General features: G+C 59.4%; 25 protein-coding genes and 2 tRNA genes. 11 read left to right on the top strand and 16 right to left on the bottom strand.

Annotated elements, in window-relative coordinates; translation table 11 throughout:
- Positions 1 to 289 precede the first annotated feature (289 nt).
- Positions 290 to 1525 carry an MFS transporter gene (locus BV034_RS32715; RefSeq protein ID WP_265593735.1) on the top strand — a complete coding sequence of 412 codons (1236 nt, stop codon included), beginning with the start codon at positions 290 to 292 and terminating at the stop codon, positions 1523 to 1525.
- Positions 1526 to 1575: 50 nt separating this feature from the next.
- Positions 1576 to 2523 carry a DMT family transporter gene (locus tag BV034_RS32710; protein WP_050031133.1) on the top strand — a complete coding sequence of 316 codons (948 nt, stop codon included), beginning with the start codon at positions 1576 to 1578 and terminating at the stop codon, positions 2521 to 2523.
- Between the two features lie 220 nt (positions 2524 to 2743).
- Here BV034_RS32710 and BV034_RS32705 read toward each other — a convergent pair whose 3' ends face one another.
- The 4 genes from BV034_RS32705 to BV034_RS32690 all read right to left on the bottom strand — a co-directional run bounded on the left by BV034_RS32705 (position 2744) and on the right by BV034_RS32690 (position 4642).
- Positions 2744 to 3163 carry a GNAT family N-acetyltransferase gene (locus BV034_RS32705; RefSeq protein WP_050031138.1) on the bottom strand — a complete coding sequence of 140 codons (420 nt, stop codon included), beginning with the start codon at positions 3161 to 3163 and terminating at the stop codon, positions 2744 to 2746.
- Positions 3164 to 3227: 64 nt separating this feature from the next.
- Positions 3228 to 3692, bottom strand: a complete 465-nt coding sequence (locus BV034_RS32700) for a GNAT family N-acetyltransferase (RefSeq protein ID WP_050031132.1) — start codon at positions 3690 to 3692, stop codon at positions 3228 to 3230.
- Between the two features lie 72 nt (positions 3693 to 3764).
- On the bottom strand, positions 3765 to 4256 hold the full coding sequence (locus BV034_RS32695; protein ID WP_265593734.1) for a hypothetical protein: 492 nt from the start codon (positions 4254 to 4256) through the stop codon (positions 3765 to 3767).
- 11 nt (positions 4257 to 4267) lie between these two features.
- Positions 4268 to 4642: a hypothetical protein gene (locus BV034_RS32690; protein ID WP_265593733.1), complete on the bottom strand. Its 375-nt coding sequence runs from the start codon at positions 4640 to 4642 to the stop codon at positions 4268 to 4270.
- 299 nt (positions 4643 to 4941) lie between these two features.
- On the opposite strand from BV034_RS32690, the gene BV034_RS32685 reads away from it, so the two are divergent.
- Together BV034_RS32685 and BV034_RS32680 are read left to right on the top strand one after the other, a co-directional pair.
- Positions 4942 to 6363 carry an arylsulfatase gene (locus BV034_RS32685; protein ID WP_265593732.1) on the top strand — a complete coding sequence of 474 codons (1422 nt, stop codon included), beginning with the start codon at positions 4942 to 4944 and terminating at the stop codon, positions 6361 to 6363.
- A 74-nt stretch (positions 6364 to 6437) separates the two neighbouring features.
- Positions 6438 to 7805 (top strand): sulfatase, encoded by a 1368-nt coding sequence (locus BV034_RS32680; RefSeq protein ID WP_050031128.1) that lies wholly within the window; start codon positions 6438 to 6440, stop codon positions 7803 to 7805.
- On the opposite strand, the gene BV034_RS32675 is transcribed toward BV034_RS32680, so the two are convergent.
- Together BV034_RS32675 and BV034_RS32670 are read right to left on the bottom strand one after the other, a co-directional pair.
- Positions 7791 to 8252 carry a methylglyoxal synthase gene (locus BV034_RS32675; RefSeq protein ID WP_050031127.1) on the bottom strand — a complete coding sequence of 154 codons (462 nt, stop codon included), beginning with the start codon at positions 8250 to 8252 and terminating at the stop codon, positions 7791 to 7793. The two genes, BV034_RS32680 and BV034_RS32675, sit on opposite strands and share 15 nt — an antisense overlap.
- Positions 8253 to 8417: 165 nt before the next feature.
- Entirely contained in the window at positions 8418 to 11258 is a 2841-nt protein-coding gene (locus tag BV034_RS32670) for an ATP-binding cassette domain-containing protein (RefSeq protein ID WP_050031126.1), read from the bottom strand.
- Between the two features lie 155 nt (positions 11259 to 11413).
- Here BV034_RS32670 and BV034_RS32665 point away from each other — a divergent pair, with 155 nt between their 5' ends.
- From BV034_RS32665 to BV034_RS32640, 6 genes are all read left to right on the top strand, one after another.
- Positions 11414 to 12031, top strand: a complete 618-nt coding sequence (locus BV034_RS32665; protein ID WP_265593731.1) for a YMGG-like glycine zipper-containing protein — start codon at positions 11414 to 11416, stop codon at positions 12029 to 12031.
- A 181-nt stretch (positions 12032 to 12212) separates the two neighbouring features.
- Positions 12213 to 12449, top strand: coding sequence for a hypothetical protein (locus tag BV034_RS32660; RefSeq protein ID WP_050031124.1), 237 nt, complete (start codon positions 12213 to 12215; stop codon positions 12447 to 12449).
- Between the two features lie 286 nt (positions 12450 to 12735).
- Positions 12736 to 14025: a S41 family peptidase gene (locus BV034_RS32655; RefSeq protein WP_050031123.1), complete on the top strand. Its 1290-nt coding sequence runs from the start codon at positions 12736 to 12738 to the stop codon at positions 14023 to 14025.
- Between the two features lie 198 nt (positions 14026 to 14223).
- Positions 14224 to 14297, top strand: a tRNA-Gln gene (locus BV034_RS32650).
- A 49-nt stretch (positions 14298 to 14346) separates the two neighbouring features.
- Positions 14347 to 14420, top strand: a tRNA-Gln gene (locus BV034_RS32645).
- A 185-nt stretch (positions 14421 to 14605) separates the two neighbouring features.
- Positions 14606 to 15322: a hypothetical protein gene (locus tag BV034_RS32640; protein WP_050031122.1), complete on the top strand. Its 717-nt coding sequence runs from the start codon at positions 14606 to 14608 to the stop codon at positions 15320 to 15322.
- A 526-nt stretch (positions 15323 to 15848) separates the two neighbouring features.
- Here the strand turns inward: BV034_RS32640 and BV034_RS32630 are convergent.
- The 3 genes from BV034_RS32630 to BV034_RS32620 form a co-directional block, all read right to left on the bottom strand.
- Positions 15849 to 16325 carry a hypothetical protein gene (locus BV034_RS32630; protein WP_050031120.1) on the bottom strand — a complete coding sequence of 159 codons (477 nt, stop codon included), beginning with the start codon at positions 16323 to 16325 and terminating at the stop codon, positions 15849 to 15851.
- A 102-nt stretch (positions 16326 to 16427) separates the two neighbouring features.
- Positions 16428 to 16703: a hypothetical protein gene (locus BV034_RS32625; RefSeq protein ID WP_050031119.1), complete on the bottom strand. Its 276-nt coding sequence runs from the start codon at positions 16701 to 16703 to the stop codon at positions 16428 to 16430.
- A 50-nt stretch (positions 16704 to 16753) separates the two neighbouring features.
- Complete coding sequence (locus BV034_RS32620; protein ID WP_050031118.1) at positions 16754 to 16942, bottom strand: helix-turn-helix transcriptional regulator; 189 nt, start codon at positions 16940 to 16942, stop codon at positions 16754 to 16756.
- A 559-nt stretch (positions 16943 to 17501) separates the two neighbouring features.
- Here BV034_RS32620 and BV034_RS32610 point away from each other — a divergent pair.
- A complete protein-coding gene (locus tag BV034_RS32610; protein ID WP_050031116.1) occupies positions 17502 to 17717 on the top strand; it encodes a hypothetical protein in 216 nt (71 codons plus the stop codon).
- Here BV034_RS32610 and BV034_RS32605 read toward each other — a convergent pair.
- The 7 genes from BV034_RS32605 to BV034_RS32580 all read right to left on the bottom strand — a co-directional run bounded on the left by BV034_RS32605 (position 17702) and on the right by BV034_RS32580 (position 21716).
- Positions 17702 to 18097, bottom strand: coding sequence for a hypothetical protein (locus tag BV034_RS32605; RefSeq protein WP_050031115.1), 396 nt, complete (start codon positions 18095 to 18097; stop codon positions 17702 to 17704). The two genes, BV034_RS32610 and BV034_RS32605, sit on opposite strands and share 16 nt — an antisense overlap.
- Positions 18098 to 18129: 32 nt before the next feature.
- Positions 18130 to 18657 (bottom strand): hypothetical protein, encoded by a 528-nt coding sequence (locus BV034_RS32600; protein WP_265593730.1) that lies wholly within the window; start codon positions 18655 to 18657, stop codon positions 18130 to 18132.
- Positions 18658 to 18678: 21 nt separating this feature from the next.
- Entirely contained in the window at positions 18679 to 18807 is a 129-nt protein-coding gene (locus BV034_RS36675) for a hypothetical protein (RefSeq protein WP_265593729.1), read from the bottom strand.
- Positions 18788 to 19342 (bottom strand): hypothetical protein, encoded by a 555-nt coding sequence (locus BV034_RS32595; RefSeq protein ID WP_265593728.1) that lies wholly within the window; start codon positions 19340 to 19342, stop codon positions 18788 to 18790. The genes BV034_RS36675 and BV034_RS32595 overlap by 20 nt, the downstream gene beginning before the upstream one ends.
- Positions 19343 to 19452: 110 nt before the next feature.
- Positions 19453 to 20058 (bottom strand): hypothetical protein, encoded by a 606-nt coding sequence (locus BV034_RS32590; RefSeq protein WP_050031112.1) that lies wholly within the window; start codon positions 20056 to 20058, stop codon positions 19453 to 19455.
- Between the two features lie 124 nt (positions 20059 to 20182).
- A complete protein-coding gene (locus BV034_RS32585) occupies positions 20183 to 20851 on the bottom strand; it encodes a hypothetical protein (protein WP_050031111.1) in 669 nt (222 codons plus the stop codon).
- A gap of 34 nt (positions 20852 to 20885) precedes the next feature.
- Entirely contained in the window at positions 20886 to 21716 is an 831-nt protein-coding gene (locus BV034_RS32580; RefSeq protein WP_050031110.1) for a S49 family peptidase, read from the bottom strand.

The raw sequence follows: 21716 nt of genomic DNA, 5'->3' as shown, positions 1-21716 counted from the left end.
GGAGCGAGGCCATGGAATCGCGCTCCCGATTTGACAAATTGCTTTTTTTCCATACGCTCTAAACCTCGATGTCCCCGCAGCCAAAAATGCACCTCACCTCCAAGCGTCACGAATTCGTTCGTGCCGTCATTGGTACCGTGTGGGCCTGCTGCGCAAGTTGACGTCGTTTTTTCCCTGTCTCCCGTCTCTTGCACCCGCCCACGACCTCGTGAGCGGGTTTTTTTTGTTTTCAGCTCACCATGCCAGTCGCTCTTCCATCGCCCTCGTCGCCCGCTTCCCGCTCCCAGCCATGTCCTCGCCTCCCACCTTTAGAGAGAGTTTAAGAGCCTTTCCACCCGCCTTCTGGGCCCTGATCGGGGCCACGTTCGTGAACAAGTTCGGCGTCTTTGTGGTGCCGTTCCTCACGATCTTCATGACGCGTAGCGGATTTACGCCTGCCCAGGCGGGATTGACGGTGGCGGCTTATGCTGCGGGAGGTTTTCTGGCTGCGGGTCTGGGTGGGTGGATGGCGGACCGGGTGGGAAGAAACATCACCATGGCCACAGCGTCATTTACCGGGGCAGCGGCGATGATGTTGCTCTCTCAGGCGCACACTTTCCCTCTGCTGGTCTCGCTCGCTTTTCTGACGGGGTTGTTCATGGAAGCGGGGAATCCCGCGACGAGTGCCCTGGTGCAGGACATCATCCCGGTCGAACACCGGCTGGCCGCCTACGCGGTGATGCGATTCTCCGTGAACCTGGGCTGGGCGGTGGGGCCGATGGCGGCGGGTTTCCTGGCGGAGCACTCCTTCTTCTGGCTCTTCGCCGGGGACGCAGCCACCGCGGTGTTCTTTGGTCTGGTGGCCCTGATCTTGTTGCCGAAGGGGAATCGCGGCACGCGTCAGACCAGTGGGTGGGGGCACGCGCTTGCTTCCATCCGGCGCAACCGGCCGTTTCTGGCGCTGGCGGCGGCTTGCGTGACGATTTCCATCGTCTTTCGTCAGCTCACCACCACCTTTGCCCTGCACTTCGAGATCAGTGTGCCTGCGCTGGACTGGCATGGGTTCCACTTCAAGCCCCTGGAGCTTTATGGATTCGTCATGGCGGTGAATGGGATGATGATCTGCCTCATGGAGATGCCGCTGACGGCAGTCACGCGGGCCTGGCCGGTGCGGAACTGCATTGCCATGGGCTATATCGGCATGAGCGTGAGCTTCCTGGTGCTGTCGTTCGGTGTTGGGTTGGGGGCCTTTCTGCTGGCGATGGTAGTCTTCACCTTTGGCGAGATGATGGCGTTCTCCCGCCAGCAGGCCTATGCGGCCAGCCTGGCCCCGGATGACATGCGCGGCCGGTATTCGGGCTTTTTGAGCTGGGCCTGGAGTCTGGGGAACATTTCGGCTTCGGCGTTCAGCTTGGGAATGTACCAGTATTCTCCTGACCTGGTCTGGTTGTCGTCGGTGGTCTTGGGCGTATTGGGGGCGTTGCTGATCGCGGGTCGCATCAGCCGCCCTGTGACAACCGCAACTCCGGCTGTCAGCATTCCGTAGTCAGTGGGGCGGACTGTGATGTCTGCTCGAATTCCTTCACCTCCAGTCTTGTGTCCTCCCTCCCCGTCACCTCTTCCTCACCTGCTGCCAGTTGGGGTAGCTGGCTCCAGCTCCATCTGGTGGTGCTGGCATGGGGTTTCACCGGGCCCTTGGGCCGGCTCATCTCCCTGCCTCCGGTGGAGACCGTGGCCTGGCGCACGGGACTGGCGGCCTTGGGGCTGGCCGTGGTGGCCCGTGTGTTAAAGGCTGGGCTGAACGTTGGTGGCCACACCGCGTTGAAGCTGCTGGGCAACGGGCTTCTCGTGGGTGGGCACTGGATGCTTTTCTTCCTGGCGGTCAAGCTGGGTAATGTGTCCGTGGCCATGGCAGCCCTGCCCACCACCATGATCTGGTGTTCCCTCCTCGAACCCCTGTTTGAAAAAGGCCGTCGCATCAGCCGGCTGGAGCTGACCATGGGGGTGCTCATGGTGCTGGCGGTGGGGCTGATCTTCCGCGTGGAGTTTGCTTATTGGCAGGGGTTTGCCGCCGGGCTGGGGTGTGCGTTTGTGGGGGCGCTGTTTGCTGTCATCAACAAACATCTCGTGGCCCGGGAGCATTTCGCCGTGATTTCCTGCTACCAGATGGCGGGGGCGTGTGTTGGGGCGGTGGCCGTGCTGGCGGGTCAGTGGCTTCTGGGCACCTCCCCGCAAGCGCCCCAAACGGCGGACTGGGTGTGGCTGCTGGTGCTCTCCCAGGTCTGCACCGTGGGAGCCTATGCGGCGTACATGGATGTGCTGCGACGCCTCTCCGTGTTCTCCATCAACGTGGTGTACAACCTCGAACCTGTGTACGGCATCCTGCTCGCGGCTCTGCTCTTTGGGGACAAGGAGCGGATGAGCGGCGGGTTCTACCTTGGCACCGGGATCATTCTCGCGGCCGTGGTTGTGACACCGTGGTTGCAGGCTAGGGCCCGCTTCGCGGGAGACAGAAGACTTGAAGACAGAAGACAAAAGACCTGAGGGGCGCAGGGAGGCATCTGGGATTCTTTGGCGGAGGAGCTTCACCGCTTTTAAGCGGTCAGGACGCAAAAATCCTGCGTGTGAAATACTCCCTATAACGTTCGCCTATGCGGGTACAGATATCGCGAAGGTTCTTCTCCTCCAGTGATATTCGCACTGGAGCGTAGGGCCGATTGGCAACCGGCATCAGCGCAAGGTGATGCATGAAAAAAACGCCACATCAGGACGGGCGAGTCCACACGTAGAGCACGTCGGGCTGTTTTTCTTCATTGTCAGTTCCGCCGGTCATGCGTTCGACCTCGAACCCGTGCGCTGCGTAGAAGCGGCGGGCGGGGTTGTTGCATTGAAAGGTCCAAAGTCGAAGTTCCGGCGTTGCAGACCTCGCCTTGGCCAGATCCAGCAGACGGGAGCCCAGCTTCCTGCCCTGGTGATCAGGATGAACGTGAAGCTGGTCCACCCAACCCGGGCGGAAGGCGATAAACCCGGCCAGCTTCTGGTTGAGTTCCACCATCCACACGGAAGTCTGCTGAAATACGGTGTGGCAGAAATGTTCCCTGTCTTCCTCAGGAGTGTGCAGGGCTGGCAACAGCGGCAGGGCCGTGGAGATGGCCAACCGATAGAGTCGGGCAACAGAGGGCATGTCTTCAGCAACGGCCCGTCGGAATACGCAGGCCTCGTTCGAGGTCGATGAGGCGTTGTCGTTTTCAGTCATCGGCGGAAGAGGGGCGGGCATCGAACTGGCGACGGTATTTCACAAATCCCTGCTTGGTGCCGTCGTGAAATCCGCATCGGCGGAAGAACGCATGAGCTTCTGTGCGAGTCTGGCTGCTCAGAAGCATGAGCTTGGTGCAATCGTTTTGAATCGCGAGATGCTCCATGTGCGACATGAGCTGCCGTCCTACCCCCTGGCCTCTGAAGGAAGGAGAGATGATGACGTTTTCGATGACCCCGAAGGGTTGGGCACCATACATCACATCTGCACAAAGGTTGAGCAGTGCGGTGCCGCAGATCACGCCGTGGATTTCGGCCACAAGCAGGAAGCTTGAAGCGGACTGCCTCAGTGTTTCCACCTGTTCAGGCAGCACGCAGAGATTCGGATCGCTGACAAGTTCGCGGTAGAGTGATGCCACATCAGGGGCGTCCGCAGAGATGGCTTCGCGAATAAGCATCAAGCATCTGTCCCTTGGGGCTGGATGGGTCATGTTCAAGAGGTGGGAATTGCAGTTGGGCAGGAGGACGGCCTATTCATCGTTCGCAAGCAGCCCAAGATCCTGCAACGTCTGCTTTACCGTCGGAGTGTAGTCTGACCGTCGCAGGTACAGGCTTTGACCCTTGCTCGAACTGCTGGAGATCACTGTGGGAAAGTGGAACCGCGAGGCGATTTCTCTCTGTTCCTGCTGGGTGAGCTTTGGCTTGAGGGGGATGTCCACCGCACCGCATTTCAAGATGATCATGGGCGACATCAGGCAGACGATGCCGAGGAGATGTGGGAGAAATCTCAGCAGTCGTGCTCGCCAACCTGAAACTATCAGGGGAAGGATGAGGAAACAGAACACCATCCACACGTGTGAGGTGATGGCAAAGCTCGCGAAGGGAAGCCTTAAAGTCTGCACTTGCCCGCCGTAGTACGATGCCGCGAAAGACGCGGGGAAAAACAACAACAAGGACGACAACCAGTCCATTCTACCAGTGCTCGTGGTGGTCGGATGCTCGGGGGGTGGCGCAGTGCTCATGTGGCTGGAGGTCATTGCGAGATACGATTCGCCACCCAGAGGATCAGCCCACCATTGACTGTCTCAGTCACGTGCTGGGTTGGAATTTCTTCAAACGCGATTTCTCCCCTGCGAAGCAGGCCCCCATCAGTCCTGCCCTGAAGGAAGGCGTCGTTTTGGGCAAAGCCATTGAAGATGGGGGCATCGCTGATATACCCGCGTAGGACTCCCTGCACGTAGCTGTCCACCGTTGAAGCTCGTTCTTGGACTGCTGCAACAGCCTTCTCCAAGGTGCGAGCGCTGTAGGGAAACCGCCACCGGTACCAGAGTGATCTTGCTAAAGCCCAACCAGGCAAGAAGGGCAAAATGAGCAGATGGCCCAGCACCTGAGCCGACTCGACGATCAAGCAAAAAATGCTCTGGGAAGATTGCGCTGGTTTCGTGAGCTTGGCACAGGTCCCGCATTGACCTTGATGTCTATCTGCGGTCGCGGGCAGAATCATTGCGCCACACGTTTTGCAGGGCCCCCGGTCAATCATTTGTGCCATTGAAACACGAGCTGGCCTCCCTCGCAATCGCCACGTCGCTCGGGTCCCACTTCGCATCCAGAGCGCATCACTTTGTGAGGGGTTCGTTTAGACTCGGATCCCGGCCTGACAAACGACTTGATCACAAGATCCGCTCAAACCCTTCGTTCCCTACGTCCATGTTTCTGCGCAACCTCCTCTTTCTCTGCTTCGGTGTTGCCCTGCTCTCGGCGAATCAGGCCGTCGTGCACGCCGCACCACCGCCAAATATCATCTACATCCTCAGTGACGATCTTGCCCAAGGGGACTTGGGGTGTTACGGCCAGAAGCTGATCAAGACGCCGAACCTGGATCGCATGGCGGCGGAAGGGACTCGGTTCACGCAGGCCTATTGCGGCACCAGTGTGTGCGCGCCTTCACGCTCGTCGCTGATGACCGGGCTGCACATGGGCCACTGCCCGATCCGGGCCAACCGGGAGATCAAGCCGGAGGGGCAGATGCCGTTGCCGGCCGAAACGGTGACGGTAGCCCAGGTCCTGAAGGGGGCGGGTTATGCCACGGCCTGCGTGGGGAAGTGGGGGATGGGCATGTTTGACACCACCGGCAGTCCGTTGAAGAAGGGATTCGACCACTTCTATGGCCACAACTGCCAGCGCAAGGCGCACGACTACTTTCCGCCTTACATCTGGAACGATGACCAGCAGGTGGAACTGGATGGCAAGACGTATGTGCAGGATCTGTTTGCCAACGAGAGTCTGAAATGGGTCCGCGAACAGAAGCGCAAGGCTCCAGACCAGCCGTTTTTCCTGTTCTACGCCATCACTCTGCCCCATGGAGACTATGAGATCGACAACCTGGGCATCTATGCCGATCAGAAAGACTGGACGCCCACGCAGAAGGCGTATGCCGCGATGGTGACGCGGCTGGACAGTGATGTGGGGCGTCTGCTGGACCTGCTCAAGGAACTCAAGATCGATGAGAACACGCTGGTCATGACCTCTGGAGACAACGGTTCCTCTTTCCCACCGGATTCGGAGCTGGGCCGCTTGTTTGACCAGGCGATGGGCGGCAAGTTGCGGGGTTTCAAGCGCGGTATGTATGAAGGCGGATTGCGGCAGGCTTCGATCGCCCGCTGGCCCGGTGCGATTCCGGCGGGCCGGGTTTCGGATGAGCCTTGGGCCTTTTGGGATTTTCTCCCCACGGCGGCGGATCTGGCGGGCGCCAAACTGCCATCTGGGTACAAGCCTGACGGTCTGTCACTCGTTTCATTCCTGAAAGGGGGCCCTGCTCCGCAGCGGGAGTATTTCTACTGGGAGTTGCATGAGAATGCCTCCATCCAGGCGCTGCGCTTTGACAAAAACTGGAAGGCCGTGCGCAACGGTCCCAACCAGCCGGTGGAGCTCTATGACCTGGCGACCGATGAGGGCGAGGCGCACAATGTGGCGGCCGCGCATCCAGACCGGGTGAGCCGGGCACTGGAGTTGATGAAGAGCGCCCGGGTGGACTCTGCGGACTTCCCCATGCGGGGCGGTCGTGCCGCTGGGCCCAACAAAAAGGCTGGCAACAAAGCTCCGGGTGGCGACGTTCCCAAGACGAACTGACCGCCCGTCATGGCATTGAGAACTGAGGGAGTGGGCAGACCGAACCCCTCATCATCGCCCGACCGCTCCCTGCTATGCGTCATCACTTGTCCGTCCTCCTGTTGTCGTTGATCGCTTTGTGGGCTGCGCCCCGACTGGGTGCGGCGGAGGCCGGGCCTTTGAATGTGGTGGTGCTCTATGCGGACGACTGGCGTTTTGACACCCTGGGATGCGCAGGCAATCCGGTCGTGAAGACGCCGAATCTGGACCGCCTGGCTACGGAGGGGACGCGGTTCACGCGGGCCTGCGTGACCACCTCCATCTGCGGTGTGAGCCGGGCCACGCTGTTCACGGGTCAATGGATGTCACGGCATGGCAATCCCGCATTCCAAATGTTCAAGACACCCATGAGCGAGACCTATCCGGGTTTGCTGCGTGGGCAGGGTTATTGGGTGGGTCATGTCGGCAAGTGGCACAACGGCAAGTTTCCGCAGGAGGCTTTCGACTTCGGCCGCTCTTACAGCGGGAGGCATTTCATCAAAGAGCCTGACGGAAGCACTGTGCACGTGACGCAGAAGAATCAGAAAGACGCCTTGGAGTTCCTCAACACGCGGCCCAAGGACAAACCCTTCTGCCTCACTCTGGCCTTCTTTGCCACCCATGCGGAAGACCAGAATCCGAAACAGTATCTCTACCAGCCGGAGAGTGAATCCCTGTACAAGGAGGTGCAGGTGCCCGTGCCTGCGACAGCCACAGAGGCACACTTCATAAAGCTGCCTCCCTTCATCGCCAACGAAAAGAACGAAGGTCGCAACCGCTGGCACTGGCGCTTCGACACGCCGGAGAAATACCAGGAGTACATGAAGGCCTACTACCGCATGGCTACGGAGGTGGACACTGCCTGTGGCAAGGTGCTGGAGGCGCTCAAGTCTCAAGGGGTGCTGGACCGCACCCTGGTGATCTTCACCACGGACAACGGCTACTTTCACGGGGAGCACGGTCTGGCAGACAAGTGGTACCCGTATGAGGAGAGCATCCGCGTGCCGTTGATCGTGCGCGATCCTCGCACCCCGGAGGCCCGTCGTGGCGGTACGAATGATGAGTTCGTACTCAATGTGGACCTGGCCCCCACCATCCTGGCGGCCACAGGCATCAAGGCGCCTGCCACCATGCAGGGGCAGGACTTTGCCCCGCTGTATCTTGCTGCGGCCCCGCCGGCCTGGCGGCAGGAGTTCTTCTATGAACACACCACGCTCCGCAGCGTGGATTTTATCCCGGCGTCAGAAGCGCTCGTGCGGAAAGACGTGAAGTACCTCCTCTGGCCTGACTTCAAATACGAGGAGCTCTTCGACCTGAAGGCGGACCCCAAAGAGGAATACAACCTTGCTAACGACACTGCGCAGTCTTCGCGGCTGGCGGAACTTCGGAAGCGGTTCGAGGAGTTGAAATCAGCAGCCCGATGAGGCGGCGCGCAGGCTGGCGGCCTGGAGCTCCCGGACAGCGCGATAGTTCGTGTGGTCTGGGATGAAGCGCTGGTAGGTTCCCTGCGCCAGACCGATGAGCAATAGGTCGGCACCGGCCTCATTCATGGCCACTGGCACGTTCCACAGGACAGCCACGCGCAGCAGGGCTTTCACATCTGGATCATGCGGCTGGGCGGAGAGGGGATCCCAGAAGAAGATCAGGAGCTCCATGCGGCCCTCGGCGATCTCCGTGCCGATCTGAAGGTCGCCCCCCAGCGGCCCGCTTAAGAATCGGCGCACTGGCAGCCCCAGTTCCTTCTCCAGAAGGCCTCCCGTCGTGCCCGTGGCGCAGAGAGTCCAGCCTTGAAGCTGCTCCCTGTGCTTCTGCGCCCAGGCGAGCAGGTTATCTTTGCAGTGATCATGAGCGACGAGACCGATGGTTGGCATGGGGGTTCAGTGGGCAGTGGACAGTTATCAGTGGGCAGTAATCTGGAGCAGGAGGAGGTCGATAGGCTGAAGGGAATGCAGTTTTCGAAGGCGGGCGACACGTGGAAATGAATCGGAGCGGCCCCAACACCCTGCCCACTGCCAACTGCTTGCTGACCACTGGCGCTACTTCCCTTTCTGTTTCCCGATGAGGCCGAAGATGGTGATGCCGTAGCAGGCGACGATCCAGCCGCCGAGCACGAGGAAGGAGCTGATGGCTGGGTCGGCGAAGCGGAAGAGAGTGCCCATTTCGTAACGCACATCATTGCGCTGCTCTGTGGACTGGTCGTACACCTTCACCCCACGGCGCATGGCGAAGAGGTGGTGGTGCTGGCCCACGCGATTGGGGAAGACGACGAGGTTCTGCCAGCTCACGTTCCAGTCGGAGACCTTGTCGTACTTCTCCGTGTACTCCTTGCCAGCCTCTGTCCAGGTGACAGATTCCTGCTCGCCAGTGGGGGTGAGGAAGACGGGGTACTTTGTGCGGTTGCTGATGCGCGGCGTGGTCTGGCCGTAGATGCCGGCCACGTCCATCATGCGCTGGGCGCAGAAGCTGGGGACGATGGTGCTGGCGATTCGCACGCTGGCGGTCATCTCTGGCCGGGTCACCACGAATCCGCCAAAGAGGATTTGAGGAATCAACACCAGGGGCACCCACATGACAGCCTGGGTGCTGTTGCGCACGAGCGCAGAGATAGCGAGGCCGATAGCCACACCCACAAAGGCGGCGGCGAAAAGCGCGAACAGCTTCAAGAGCATGACCGTGATGCCGATGCCCAGCATCTTGATGCCCGTGTCCGGCCCCGGAGGTTTGCCTTCGCCGGGGTCGGTGGTGTCCAGAAGGTTCTGGCCGAACTCGAAGAAGTGGGCGGCACGCAGGAGCGTGGTGGTGATGAAACCGGGACCCTTGGGAGCTGGCGGAGCGACGACTTCGACCGGTGCAGGGGTGGGAGCGGTGTTGTTGGGCGCGTTCTTCGTTTCCTCGGTGACGATCTCGAACTCATCGAGCGAGACGGCGGGGGCTTGGCCACCACTTGCATCCGGTGCCTGGGCGGCCGTGACCTTGGGGGTGAGCCGTTCGGTCGCCTTTTTCAGGAAATCTTCCGCTTTCAGGTCGGGCGGGTTCAGGAGATGACCCACGCCCAGCGTGACGACGAAGAGGACGATGGCCTGCAGAACGGTGACGAAGGTGAGGAAGGCATACTTGCTCTGCAGGTAGGCATTCAGTCCCAGGCCGCAGACGCGCTCGCGTCGGAAGATGGATATCTCGCGCACGATCTGCTGGGCACCGTTGCTGCAACCGAACCAGAGCGTGGCCACGATGCACAGGAACATCCGCAACACGGCGTCGTCCGCCACCCAGCCGACCAGCACGGCAATGATGACGGGCTGGGCGAGGAGGAAGAGCAGGTTGAGCAGGTCCGCCTTGAGGATGCTCCACTGGCGGCGCAGCTGGATGAAGAGGGTGGGCAGCCAGCCGGGACCCAACTTGGGCCGGCCTTGCTGGAGGGGATCGTCCTGGGCTGGGGGCAGATAGGCCAGAGGCTTGGCCTCGGGGCGTGAGCCCTCGAACTCCTGACGCCACTGGGCGGCGGTGCGGGTCTCATCACCGCCCACCTTCAGATAGATTTCATCGAGCCCGCGCTCGACTTTGAAGTAGCGCTCCGCCTCGTCCGGCGTGCCGTTGAAGATGACATGCCCCCCGTGCACGAAGAGCAGCTGATCAAAAAGGTAAGCGCGCCCCAGCACGTGGGTGGTGCAGATGACGGTGCAGTCCGTGCCTGCCAGCCGGCGGAGGAGGGACATGAGGTCAAATTCCGTCTTCGGGTCGAGGCCGCTGGAGGGTTCATCCAGGAAAAGCACGCTGGGCTTTGCCAGCAGCTCGGTGGCGATGCTGACGCGCTTGCGCTGGCCGCCCGAGAGCATGGAGATGCGCTTTTCCTTGTGCTCAGCCAGACCCAGGCGGTCGATGGTCTCCTCTACGAGATCACGCACCGCCTTGCGAGGGGTGCCGGAGGGGAGCTTCAACTGTGCGCTGTAGGTGATGGCCTCGGTGACCGTGAGCTCCTGGTGCACGATGTCATCCTGAGGCACATAGCCGATGCCTGAGGCCGCCATCTGGCGCGGATCACCCAGCCGGGCTCCGTTGATGTACACCTCGCCCGCGCTGGCGGGGTTCACCCCGCAGAGGGCGTTCATCAGGGTGCTCTTGCCCTGTCCCGACCCACCGAGGATGCCCACAAAGGAGCAGGGGGTGACGTCGAGGGAGACGTCGTTCAGGATGTTGCGGCCATTCGGCAGCGTGAAGGTGAGATGCCGGGATTCGACCTTGGCACCGCCGAAGGCGGAAACCTGGCGCAACGAAGTGCCGGTGAACTCAAAAGTGTAGCTGCCGAGCTTCAGGCGATCGCCCACAATGAGCTGGCGACGGTCAAAACGCTGTCCGTTGAGCAGGGTGCCTGTCTGACTTTTGTCAGAGGCGAAGGCCACGCCCGACTCAGGTTGTTCGATCTCCAGGTGGATTCGGGAGACGCGGGAATCTTCGGCATCGAGGTCCACTTTGGGGTCGCCAGAAGTGTCGCCACTGGCGCGGCCGAACACCACCTTGCGCAGTCCTTTGAGGGGGATTTCCGCCGTCGTCACGCCGCGGAAAACGGGCTGTGCCGACGTCAGTCCGAAGCGGATCAAGACGTCCGGCATCTCGATGATGTCGCCGTCTTCCAGAGGGGCCACGGTCGAGAGGGACTGGCCGTTCAGACGCAGGGTGCGCTGGGCATTGGGGGTGCCGGCACTCAGGACCCAGGTGGAGGCCCGGGCCTCCCAGGAGAGGGTCGCGTGTGCGGGTTCCAGGCCCGGTGCCGGGATCTGCAAATCTGCCGAGGGCGAGGAGCCGATGACGGTCGCCTTTTTATCAAGAGAGAAGGCGCGCAGTTCGTCCTTGTAGCAGAGGGTGATGTTGCCGGTCATGCAGGATGAATGTGGGGACGGGAGTTGTCGTGACTCTTGCCGCGCGTCAGCGTGAAGAAAAAGGAATTTATTTGCCTTATGCGTTAGTTTTTGAGAGAGTCCGGCAGCCCCATTCGGCCCTGACTTTTCATCACCTTTGCTCCCCCGCTATGAAAATGAAGTTCATCCAGTCCACCGCCGCCTGCACTGCGCTTGCCATGCTCGCCAGTTGCGCCAACATCCAGAATGACCAGACCCGCACCCGTACGGAAGGGGCACTTGCCGGCGGTGCGCTGGGAGCTCTGGCAGGCGGTATCATCGGCAACCAGAGCGGTCGCGCCTGGGAAGGCGCCCTGATCGGGGCTGCCGCAGGCGGTCTTGCAGGTCTGGCCGTGGGTGACAGCGTTGCCCGCAAAAAGGCCCGCTATGCCTCCCAGGAAGCCTGGTTGGACGCTTGCATCTCCCAAGCTGAGCGCGTGAATTCCAAGGCGGTCGCCTACAACCGCTCCCTCAACCAGCGCATCCGTGACCTCGAAGGTCGCTACAGGAACGCCAAGGCCAGCGGTGACACGGGTGAGATGCGCAAGATCAAGCAGGCCGTTGTGGTCATGCAGACCGAGTCCCGCAAGGAAGTGCAGCGTGTGGATGTGGAAATCAAGGATCAGACCTCTGTGGTGTCTGAAACCGGCAGCTCCTCCCTCCGCAGCCGCGTGAGCGAACTGCGCAGCACCCGCTCCTCCATTAGCTCCAACCAGGAACGCCTGGCTGATCTCGGCAACCAGATCGACGTCTAATCCGGCTCCGGGCCATCTCTTTTCACCGCCTCCGGTACTCTCTGGAGGCGGTGTTTTTTAGAACCGCCTGGGTTTCGATTGTTTTTCAACACTGCTTTTCTTTGAGATTCCGCAGTTCGTGGTGTCACAACTTCGGCGGCGGGCACAAGCAATCCTTGAACCACTTAGTTGATTGACCGCCATGATCCGCACCACCCTGCTTCTTTCCCTCGCAGCCTCCAGCCTGCTGCTTAGCTCCTGCGCCACCACGGGCGACCCGAACCAGGGTGGTCTCTTTGGCTGGTCCCAAAACCAGGCCGACGGTCGCATTGCCGCCCGTCAGCAGCACTTGAGCGATCTCCAGAGCGACACCGAGTACCAGCAAGGCCGCAGCGAGCGGCTGCGCCGTGAGGTCAATCGCCGCGAGAACGGCTATTGATCCCCCCCGTCGGTCCGCCCGCCCGTTCACCGGACTTCACGGCAGTGTGACAGGGAACTTTCCCTCCCGCTGCTGATCCTGAGCCGGTGGTCTAGGCATGACCTTTGCTGCCCGGTTTCTGTCTTCGCTTGAGGCGAGGCTTTGCCCGGGCAGCTTTTTTTTGAGACGTTGCAGCGGGCGCACTCTTCGCCCATCTTGTGCTGGCTCCAGTCTGGCAGGGTATTTTTTGCCATAGCCGTACGTTCAGTAGGCATCGTTCATCCGTCCCGCCAGCCTTGTCTGATCCATGAAACTTTTGTCCATCTCCGCCACCCGTTCACTCCTGCTCGGACTTGGGCTGGGGCTGGCACCGCTGGTCTCCTCTCCGTTGGTGGCGCAGGCCCCGTCTGGGGCTCCTGCTACAGACCAGGAAGCGGATGTGGCCACCGTCACTGCGCTGGTGAATGAGGCGGTGGGGCAAATTTACAAGGTGGCCTACCGGACGGAACCGATTCCGGTCATCTATACGAAGGCATTGCGTGGGCTGCTGACCTCTCTGGGCGAGGGTGCCCAGGCGCAGGCCAAGGACCTTTCAGGCATGATCGATGGCGCTGCGGAAGCTGAATTCATCAGTGCCCTTCAAGCGATCGCCACCGCACCCGGGCAGCGTCAGTCACTGCGGGATCTGGCGGAAACCGCCATCAAGACCTACTGCAAGCAGCACGACCCCTACACCCGCTATATTGAGGCGGATGACGTGCGTATCTCCCAGCTCATGGGAAAGGCCTCCGGCAGCGGGGTGGGCATGTCCATCAACGAGAAGAACGGCATCTTTCTCTGCTACCCCTTGCCGGGCTCGCCTGCGGAAGCCGCCGGGGTCAAGGCCGGGGACAAGCTGCTTACGGTCGATGGCAAGTCGGTGAACGAAAAGCCCCTGGAGTACCTGGCAGGTTTGATCCGGGGCGCTCCCGGTACGGAGGTGAATCTCCGGGTGGAGCATGGCTTTGGGCGCGCCCAGACCGTCCGGGTCACCCGGGAGGCGCTCACGACCCCCAGTGTGTTTGTGGAAAAGAAGGTCACCGGGGTGGTCCTGCGGGTACGCAAGTTCAGCAAAGAACTGCTGGATGAGGCCCGCGCCGCCTTGGGACAGCTCACGGCAGGCAGCACGCTCACCCTGGATCTGCGCGGCTGCCCGGGCGGTGATCTGGACGTGGCGATCGCCTTCACCAGCCTGTTTCTAGAGGCTGGCGAGCCGGTCGTGACCGTTCGCACCCGGGGCAGGCCGGATGAGGTGAGCACCGCCACCAAACCGCGCGAGTTCAAACCCGCCGCGATTGTCCTCCTCCAAGACGAAGGAACAGCCTCGGCCGCAGAGCTGGTCATTGCCGCTCTGGTGAACAGCAAGACCGCCCGAGCCGCCAGCCAGGGGGTGAAAACCTACGGCAAGGGAGTGCTGCAGACCCGCATCGAGTTGCGCGGTGGCGGCGTCCTGATGGTCACCACGGGCGAACTGATCGCTCCCCAGGGCCAGACTTGGGACCTGACCGGCCTGCTGCCCTCGCTGGAAAATCGCGGACGCATCTTCCCGAAAGACTAGGGGAGGGGGAGGGAGAGTTGAGACGTTACGCTGGTGGAGACGCCGCTCCGCAGCTGGCTGAGGGGCCCGCAAGCGGGCTGTTGAGACGCTTCGCTGGAGGGAGAGGGAGGCATCCTTCGCCGGATTGCCACCTCCTGCGCCATTTTTTCTTGCGGACACCGCCTTCCTGCGTACTTTATCGGCCCGCAGTATCCCAACTGCCGCGTGGTGTAACGGTAGCACAAGAGATTTTGGTTCTCTTTGTTAAGGTTCGAATCCTTACGCGGTAGCCATACTGTCGGGTTTGATTTAGGGTGAAGGTGCAAGCCTTCGCCAGACAACTGCCGCGTAGTGTAATGGTAACACGAGAGATTCTGACTCTCTTATTTCAGGTTCGAGTCCTGGCGCGGTAGCCACTTCTTCTAGATGAAGGGTTTACGTGGAAAAGAACGAGGAGAAACAACCTCGGTAACAACGGTAGGTGACAACGTGTGTTTGAACGTGCCTAGCTGTGTCAGGTCCAATATTATCGTATTGCAAGGAAAAATTCCCTTGGCACAAGGCAACCGAAGTGCTCTAAAGGCAACGTACTATTGGATGAATGATTAGCGTGCTAGACAGCGCGGAGGGGTATGGCGGTCTCTATTCCTTCCGGGAAGTGGCCTCGTATCTCCATGTACCTGTCACAACGTTGAGGTCATGGTTTCGACCCTATGGGGGCAGGAAGCCGATTATTAAGGGGCAAGTTGACACAAATGGCGAAGAAGGGCTGTGGCTCAACTTTAACGATTTCATCCAGGCGTCTGTTATTCACTACTTGAAGTCCAAGGATGTGAACGCGAAAGCGCTCAGAGAGGCGCTGGAGAAGTGCAAAACTGAGTTCGGCCTCGACTATCCTCTGTCAGAGAGAGGGCATCGAGTTTTTGTTGATGATGCTGGAGACGTTGTGATTCTGCCGCCTGGAGAGGAAAACACGATTCAGCTTACTGGGCCATACCAAGGACACAGGAACTTGCACCCTATTATGTGCGAGTACCTGGATCGTCTAGAATTCGACAAGGACGGCCACGCTAGCAAGTGGGTACTTTGGAAGAACGAGTTCGACGGCGTGACCAAGAGAGTGGTCATGGACCCCAGTGTAAATTTCGGAGAACCGACTGTAGAAGGTACAGTCTATAGAGCCTCAACGCTTCGTGATGCAGCAGAAGCGGAGGGAGGAGCAGAGCACGCAGCTCGAATCTACGAAGTGGATGTTAGCGACGTCGTTGTCGCTGTTGAGGCCTTTCGTAATGCTCCCGAACTCCGAAAAGCTGCTTGAGCAGACCGCTCCATATCCTAGTCGATAACAATTTGCCATTGGCGTTGCCAAAAGAGTTGGCCGCTTTCTGGCAATCTAGTTATCCCAACTGGGAATTCAGTCACGAGAACGATATTGCCAAGGGATGTACACATGATCGTCATTGGATCCCAAAGCTTGCAGAGACGGACCCTGACAGGGACTGGCTTATTCTTACGCGCGACAAGGGGAGGAACGACAAGAGGGCGAATGACAAGCTGCCAAAGGTCTGCAAGCATCACGGCTGCGCTTATCTGATCATCTCTGAAACCCTCGGCAAAATGGAATCTTGCAAAGCGGCCCTAGCTTCGGTCTGGACCAGTCTGCCGATGGTCATCGTTGCGTGCCGAAAACTGAGACACACCGTCACACACGTCAAACTTAGCAAGCACATGGCTAAGAATCAGGCGGTTTCCTACAGAATCAGGGTTCAAGGCAGAACCCTAGAAGAATATCTGAAATCATAAACCCCCTCCGAGAAAGTGGAGGGGGCGGTGATCTTTTTGACCTAGCCAAATGCAGGCAGTTCATCTTCGAAGTACTCGGCCACGCTGCTTTTCCCGGCCGCCTTCGCTTTGTTGAGGAAGAGGGTGTGGTGCTCAGGGCTCAAGTTGAGGATAATCTCCCTCCCCATCTGCTGGACATCAGGCTCCTCCAAGCCCAGCACCGTGCGCACTGTGATCTGTTTGCTATGTCGCTTGGGTGCGGGATTTGCTGCCTCCGAAACCGTCCGAGGGAAGGATTCCACCATGCGGTTCAACATCACTCCCCGGGGCCGGGGCTTGCCCTGCAACCGCTTCAGAAGCTTCCGATCAAGCTCGGCCTGTTCGAGGTTGGTCAGATTGTTGAAGGACATGGCGATCGAGAGACAAGCGCCGCCTGCCAGGCAGTCATTTCGGATGAGCGTCCGGATGTAGATGCCAATGGTGCCAATGCCGTGCTTTTCAATCAGCAGCTTGGTTGCCTGCTCAAGCTCTTCCGACATCCTGAACGAGGTAGGGCTATTCGTCATGATGGACAATGGTTGCGCGATGGCGCACCCCAGCCGCGGCCCCAGTGCATTCTGGAGCCGCAGCGGGTGGACGCTTCACAGGTTGCCGTTGATGATGCGAAGCTCGTTCGACTCGGACTGGTAGCGCCAGCCGACCTCCTGAAGGGTTGCCAACCCCTTGCGTCCATTGAAGCAGAAGTACTGCCCCATCACTTCCACTTCACGGACGATCAACACGGCAAGGATGTCCTCCGCCGGCGTGTTGGTGAACTCGGACAGGAAGCCAAGCCCCCGGCGCACCAGCGTCGGCAGATTGTGACTCCCCGCGAGCCCGATCTTCTGCTGAGACTGGCTGTCGATGAAGTCCAGCATGCCCGCTGCCTTTTCGGCGGGGCTCGGGTGACCAAAGCGGCCACCGGGATCTATTTTTGAAGTAGCGAGTCCAGCTTGGCGTTTAGCGCCTCCAGGGCCAGGGCGCTGGGTGTTCTGGCGTCGTTCTCCCAGCTGACTAGGGTGTTGTACGACACACCCAGTCGTGCGGCCATCTCCTTCTGTGTGACGCCCAATTGTTCCCTGGCAAGCTTCAGCTTGCGGACTAGCTCCGCGCTCATATGTTTGCATAGTAGTGATCCTCCTAACAGGATTATTGCATGTGAGGTCTGTCGGGTGGTGGTACACCTGGCAGGCCTTTTTTGTTCCCCACGGTCACCGTGGTTCACGCAGGTATACTTGTACACTGTACAAGTTGATGCAACAGGAAAGTTTTGCAGAGCATACTTTTTTCAAATCTATGAGGTCACGCATGATTGCCCTATTCGGTCAATTCCTCCTGGCGTAGCACAAGACCCGCTAGACTTGTTCAAGCACTCAATCGAGGCCCCTCAAAACTGTTGCTTGATGCGCCTTGGCCCTCGCTTAAAAAGGAGCCATGCAGCATGATGACTTGCCGCAAATCTACATCAACCGCGACCAGCTCGCGGCCCACATCGGGCGATGCACTCGCCTGATTAACGTGGATGTAAACAATGGCCTCATCCGCCCGTGCCCCAAGGCGAAAGGGATTCGCGGAATGCGGTTCACATTGAGAGAGGCAAACCGCTACATTGCCAGGAAGTTCCCCCACCTACCATTCATTGAGCCTCCACAGTTAATACATAAACCTTCGCCACCATGATCGAGTCTCACGTCACCCTTGAGCAGATCGCGACCCATGTAGATAAGTCGATGCTGACCATTCGGACGCATCAAAAGGCTGGTCACATTCGCGCAAAGAAGTTTTCAGGCGTTCGCGGCTATCGCGTCACCCTAAAGGCAGCGAATGAGTACGTTGCCAAGGTTTACCCAACGGCAGGACCTATGAAATCACCGTTTCAGGATCTGGACTGACGCACTGGGGAGGGCATCTTGCCGTTTACCCACTCTGGCTCTTCGTGCTCAGCGAGCCACGCGACAAGACTCGCTCGATCAATGAGCACCACTCCGCGGAGAGCGCCCTTGCTACGGATGTGATGCACCTTGATAGCAGTCCCGTACTTGCGGCTGTCCCGAATGCGCTCAATGAGCCAGGTGCGAGACATGCCAGTGACAGAGCATCGCTCTCCATTATCCGGCAGTCGGATAAACTCAGGCGGAAACGCATCTGGCGGCACCATGAGCACGGTCACACCAGATGGCAGCTTGTCCGCGCAGAGCTGGAGGGCCCGGCGAGGGATCTTGATTGTGATGTGGGTAGGGTCTGCTTTCGATTCCATGGTGAGGAATCGCATGCTGATCAACTTCGGAGCCTACCGCTTCACGCCTATCTCGCCTCGTAGGCGTACTTGGCGTAAGCCGTGGTGCTGCCACATGTCCCTACAATGTTCCCGTTCGCATCAATGGCTCTTGCCGCCCATCCCACATACCGCTGCCCCGTCTTCGCCTGGGCCCCAAGGGCAACATACTTGTCGTAGGTGTCTTCAGTGATGACATCAACCGTGAGGATAGCTGGCTTGCCGTTTTCGGCAGTCGCCTCTTTCGCGTCAGTAGATTCAATCTCCAGATCCTTCGAGCCCTGGTTGCGGAAAAGAAAGAGAACCTGAACCTTCGCCTTTTGGGGAGCCCTGGCAACGGTGGACATTGTGATCGCAAGGCATCGACGGCTTGTAGCCTCTTTGTTAAAGCTGCCCCACGGAGCTTGCCAGGTGGTTGTCACATCCCGACTCATACCAACCGTTTTGCCGGTCAGGGTGATTGATGGGGAGACCGTCACTGGCTCGGCTGTAGTTTGCGCGCGCAACGAGGTGAGCGACAGTGCAAGGGCTACTGCCGCGAAGAAGACGTTTTTCATGCACATAGAGTAACACATTCGTCAACGGCCACCCTCATTCTTCGGGCTCGCGGCCAGAAACTCCCCCATCTGCTTTTCAGCAAGCAGGCGGATCTCGGTGGCTTTGTTGACCATCTCCACCTTCGAAGGTTTATGGAGTGTGGCTGTCATTCATCTTCACAAGGAAACTCGCGCGGATGACATCTGTTTCAATCAGGCGAAAGTGGCTGGCTCGATACGAGAAAGTGTCGAGACCGTTGGTGACGTTCAAGTTCAGTTCACCGCTCAATGTCTTTTCCGCTAAGAGCGTTCTACCTTCCCTATTATCGATAGAGGTTTTCACAGCCTCAATCGTAATCTCGCTTCCCGACAAGTCTCGCAAAAGCCCTTCGGCTACAATCCAGCCGTCGTCCTTATAAATTTTGACCACAGATGCGGCTGAAGCATCGGAAAGCAAACCGTCGATCTTATCGATACCCTCCCGACCGATGTTGTCAGAAGCAATCTCGATTTGATTTCCACTGTGGGACATGTACTTCACGACAGCAAGATACCCCAATATCCCCGGCGCAACCTGACAAGGAAAAACATGGCTGCAGTCTGGGTGCTCTTCCAAACGCTGAGCCACTTGATTGCCCCGTAGTAAAGCTTCATCAGGAGTTTCGCCTCTAACCGACTTCGCATATAGATATTCGTTGGATGACATGCTCGATTGAGGAACTTGATCGACAATCCGTCAAACAAAAACCCCGCCCACGCCGAAGCGCAGACGGGGTCCCTGACGGTTGAATGGTCCCTCGGGACCGTCAGGAAGGTCTACGCCTTGCGGAGGGACAGCAGGGAGGCTTCCGCGGCATCAATGCCAGCACGGGCAGAGGCGATGTCATGGCCAGCGGCCGCCGCCGCGGCTGAGGCTTCCCGCGCCTGCACCACCACGGGGTGAAGCTTGGCGATCTCCTGAACCATCGTCCCGGCCTTGTCAGCCACGAACTGAGGACCCAGCTTGCATGCGCATCCTTGCTGGCGGGTTGCCTCTGCCAAGCCCTCTGCAACCTTCTTCTCCAGTTGGTCGCCAAAGCCTTTCAGAGCATCGGCCAGATCCGCGAGAGCGGCATAAGCGAGAGGGGCGGACTCATCGAGGACCCGCGCCTCATCTGAAGCGGCGGCAGTGATGCGACGCTCATGGAGTTTGACCTCCCATTCCACGGCGGGAAGTTCCTGAGCGATAACGGCGGCGTCATCGGTTGAAGTAGTCAGTTCGTTGAAACGAACCTCCACCATGGCTTTCGAGGCCTTCAATTCCTCGACACGAGCGCGGCTTGCTGCCTGCTGCTTCTGATTGCGACGGTAGGCAATCAGGGGTGAGGCTTCGCCTTCTTGGGCGTACTGTTTCCAAATGGGCTGAGTGGTAGTAATGGACATAATGAGGGACCTTTCGTTTCTTTGAGTCGGCCGGGTCAGACGTTCCCGTCCGTCTGACTTCCCGGCCTGTTCTTGGACGTCTCGGGATATGCCGGCGCCCCCACTCGGGGACCGGACGGAAAGTCTAGGCCTTCGTGCGTTTGGCAAACGTGGTCCAGTTGGGGAAGGCCAGTGAGAAGCTCATCAACTCCCGGTTTGCCATCAGGAGTGTAGCAACCTCTTCCCCATGGAGCATCATGAAGGCGGTGCGTGCCTCATTGGTCCGGCACTGATCGATTTGAAGGACAAGCTCTGCAATTCGCTTTTGACCTTCCGGGCTCGCGCTCGGCTGAGCCGCGCTGTCATCCGTGAGCCTGCCGCCACTCCGCATATAGTCGGCTTTGGCTTTGGCGTCGAGCATGTTGAAAGCCGTCCTCGTGATAAGCTTCGGGTTCGATGCCGAAACAGGCGGTGGAGTTGGAGTGCTAGCATCGGGCTTTCCGGCCTTCAGCGTGGCGTTCTCAGTCTTCAGCGCTGCAATCTCCTTCTCCATGCTGGCCAGACGGGTGTTCAGCGTGGCGATGGTGGCGGAGTGATCCACGGCCACGGGGGCGGGCGCAGACGTTGGCTTGGCTGTTACCGCGGGCGCAGACGTTGGAGCTGAAGGAGTGGTCGCGACAGGCGGGGGGGCTTCTGCCTGAGTGACGGCCTTGTCCCGTTCAAGGATCAGGGCACGAGCTTCGCCCGCCTTGCCCTGCTTCTTTAGGGAGGCGATACGCGAACCGAACGAATGGAAGATATCTGCGAGTTTCATAGGACCAATTCAACAAGGTTCACGGTGTCAACGCTTAGTGCAGAAGCCTGCCTGCGTACTCCTCCAGGCTGTCCGATGTAAGCACGTCAACAAGACCCAATGCGAGCGCCGTCTTGCCGTCGAAGCTCTGGCCCTGCATGGTGGAGGCGGCGATGCGTCGGGATGCGGTGACAGCCTTCTTGAAGTCGGCGTAGATGGAATCAACCTGGCCTTGGAAGATGGCGCGCTCTTCATTGGTGAGCTTCTGGAAGCTGGCACCCATGGCCTTGTGCTTCCCGGCCTTGATGAGGTTCACGGAGTAGCCTTCCATTTCCAGCGCCCTGGATTCATCCAGAAGCGCCATATACACGCCGATGGAGCCGACCGTTGCCGATGGCGCGGCGGCGATCACGTCAGCCTGTGAGGCAAGCCAGTAGGCGGCGCTACAGGCCTGGCAGTTTACGAAAGCGTGAACCTCCTTCACCTTGGCAAGGCGGGCGATGCGGGCGGCCGTCTCCGGCGTGCCAGTCACACCGCCGCCGGGAGAATGGATGTCGAGGACAACGTGTGTGATAGCGCGGTCGTACTCTGCCTGCTTCAAGGCTTCGTCCACCACTTCGAGATCCACGCCACCAAAGCACTCAGCTTCTAGCGCCAACATGCGTTTATCGATCACACCATCAATGCGGATGATGGCCACGTTCTGGAAGGTGCCGTAGATGTCAGCCGTTCTGGAGTCCGGGGCCTTTCCCTCCATCGCAGACGATTGCGCAACGGCGGCCCCCATGCGAGCCAGGAGGGCGGTTTCGAAACTCCATCTCACGCCAGCATCCAGCAGGAGGGGCGAGCGAAAGAGTTTGGCAGCAAGTCGAGGGTAAGCGTGCAT

The sequence above is a fragment of the Verrucomicrobium sp. BvORR034 genome (genome assembly GCF_000739635.1).
Taxonomy (GTDB): Bacteria; Verrucomicrobiota; Verrucomicrobiia; order Verrucomicrobiales; family Verrucomicrobiaceae; genus Verrucomicrobium.
Note: the sequence above shows the minus strand (reverse complement) of the source record. Positions and strands in the feature narration are given on the sequence as shown.

What these genes read in the sequence shown, in the direction of transcription:
- BV034_RS32715 (WP_265593735.1), top strand. Translation starts at nt 290, where the DNA reads ATGTCCTCGCCTCCCACCTTTAGAGAGAGTTTAAGAGCCTTTCCACCC.
- BV034_RS32705 (WP_050031138.1), bottom strand. Translation starts at nt 3,163, where the DNA reads ATGCCCTCTGTTGCCCGACTCTATCGGTTGGCCATCTCCACGGCCCTG.
- BV034_RS32700 (WP_050031132.1), bottom strand. Translation starts at nt 3,692, where the DNA reads ATGCTTATTCGCGAAGCCATCTCTGCGGACGCCCCTGATGTGGCATCA.
- BV034_RS32695 (WP_265593734.1), bottom strand. Translation starts at nt 4,256, where the DNA reads ATGAGCACTGCGCCACCCCCCGAGCATCCGACCACCACGAGCACTGGT.
- BV034_RS32685 (WP_265593732.1), top strand. Translation starts at nt 4,942, where the DNA reads ATGTTTCTGCGCAACCTCCTCTTTCTCTGCTTCGGTGTTGCCCTGCTC.
- BV034_RS32680 (WP_050031128.1), top strand. Translation starts at nt 6,438, where the DNA reads ATGCGTCATCACTTGTCCGTCCTCCTGTTGTCGTTGATCGCTTTGTGG.
- BV034_RS32675 (WP_050031127.1), bottom strand. Translation starts at nt 8,252, where the DNA reads ATGCCAACCATCGGTCTCGTCGCTCATGATCACTGCAAAGATAACCTG.
- BV034_RS32670 (WP_050031126.1), bottom strand. Translation starts at nt 11,258, where the DNA reads ATGACCGGCAACATCACCCTCTGCTACAAGGACGAACTGCGCGCCTTC.
- BV034_RS32665 (WP_265593731.1), top strand. Translation starts at nt 11,414, where the DNA reads ATGAAGTTCATCCAGTCCACCGCCGCCTGCACTGCGCTTGCCATGCTC.
- BV034_RS32660 (WP_050031124.1), top strand. Translation starts at nt 12,213, where the DNA reads ATGATCCGCACCACCCTGCTTCTTTCCCTCGCAGCCTCCAGCCTGCTG.
- BV034_RS32655 (WP_050031123.1), top strand. Translation starts at nt 12,736, where the DNA reads ATGAAACTTTTGTCCATCTCCGCCACCCGTTCACTCCTGCTCGGACTT.
- BV034_RS32640 (WP_050031122.1), top strand. Translation starts at nt 14,606, where the DNA reads ATGATTAGCGTGCTAGACAGCGCGGAGGGGTATGGCGGTCTCTATTCC.
- BV034_RS32630 (WP_050031120.1), bottom strand. Translation starts at nt 16,325, where the DNA reads ATGTCGGAAGAGCTTGAGCAGGCAACCAAGCTGCTGATTGAAAAGCAC.
- BV034_RS32625 (WP_050031119.1), bottom strand. Translation starts at nt 16,703, where the DNA reads ATGCTGGACTTCATCGACAGCCAGTCTCAGCAGAAGATCGGGCTCGCG.
- BV034_RS32620 (WP_050031118.1), bottom strand. Translation starts at nt 16,942, where the DNA reads ATGAGCGCGGAGCTAGTCCGCAAGCTGAAGCTTGCCAGGGAACAATTG.
- BV034_RS32610 (WP_050031116.1), top strand. Translation starts at nt 17,502, where the DNA reads ATGATCGAGTCTCACGTCACCCTTGAGCAGATCGCGACCCATGTAGAT.
- BV034_RS32605 (WP_050031115.1), bottom strand. Translation starts at nt 18,097, where the DNA reads ATGCGATTCCTCACCATGGAATCGAAAGCAGACCCTACCCACATCACA.
- BV034_RS32600 (WP_265593730.1), bottom strand. Translation starts at nt 18,657, where the DNA reads ATGAAAAACGTCTTCTTCGCGGCAGTAGCCCTTGCACTGTCGCTCACC.
- BV034_RS36675 (WP_265593729.1), bottom strand. Translation starts at nt 18,807, where the DNA reads ATGACAGCCACACTCCATAAACCTTCGAAGGTGGAGATGGTCAACAAA.
- BV034_RS32595 (WP_265593728.1), bottom strand. Translation starts at nt 19,342, where the DNA reads ATGTCATCCAACGAATATCTATATGCGAAGTCGGTTAGAGGCGAAACT.
- BV034_RS32590 (WP_050031112.1), bottom strand. Translation starts at nt 20,058, where the DNA reads ATGTCCATTACTACCACTCAGCCCATTTGGAAACAGTACGCCCAAGAA.
- BV034_RS32585 (WP_050031111.1), bottom strand. Translation starts at nt 20,851, where the DNA reads ATGAAACTCGCAGATATCTTCCATTCGTTCGGTTCGCGTATCGCCTCC.
- BV034_RS32580 (WP_050031110.1), bottom strand. Translation starts at nt 21,716, where the DNA reads ATGCACGCTTACCCTCGACTTGCTGCCAAACTCTTTCGCTCGCCCCTC.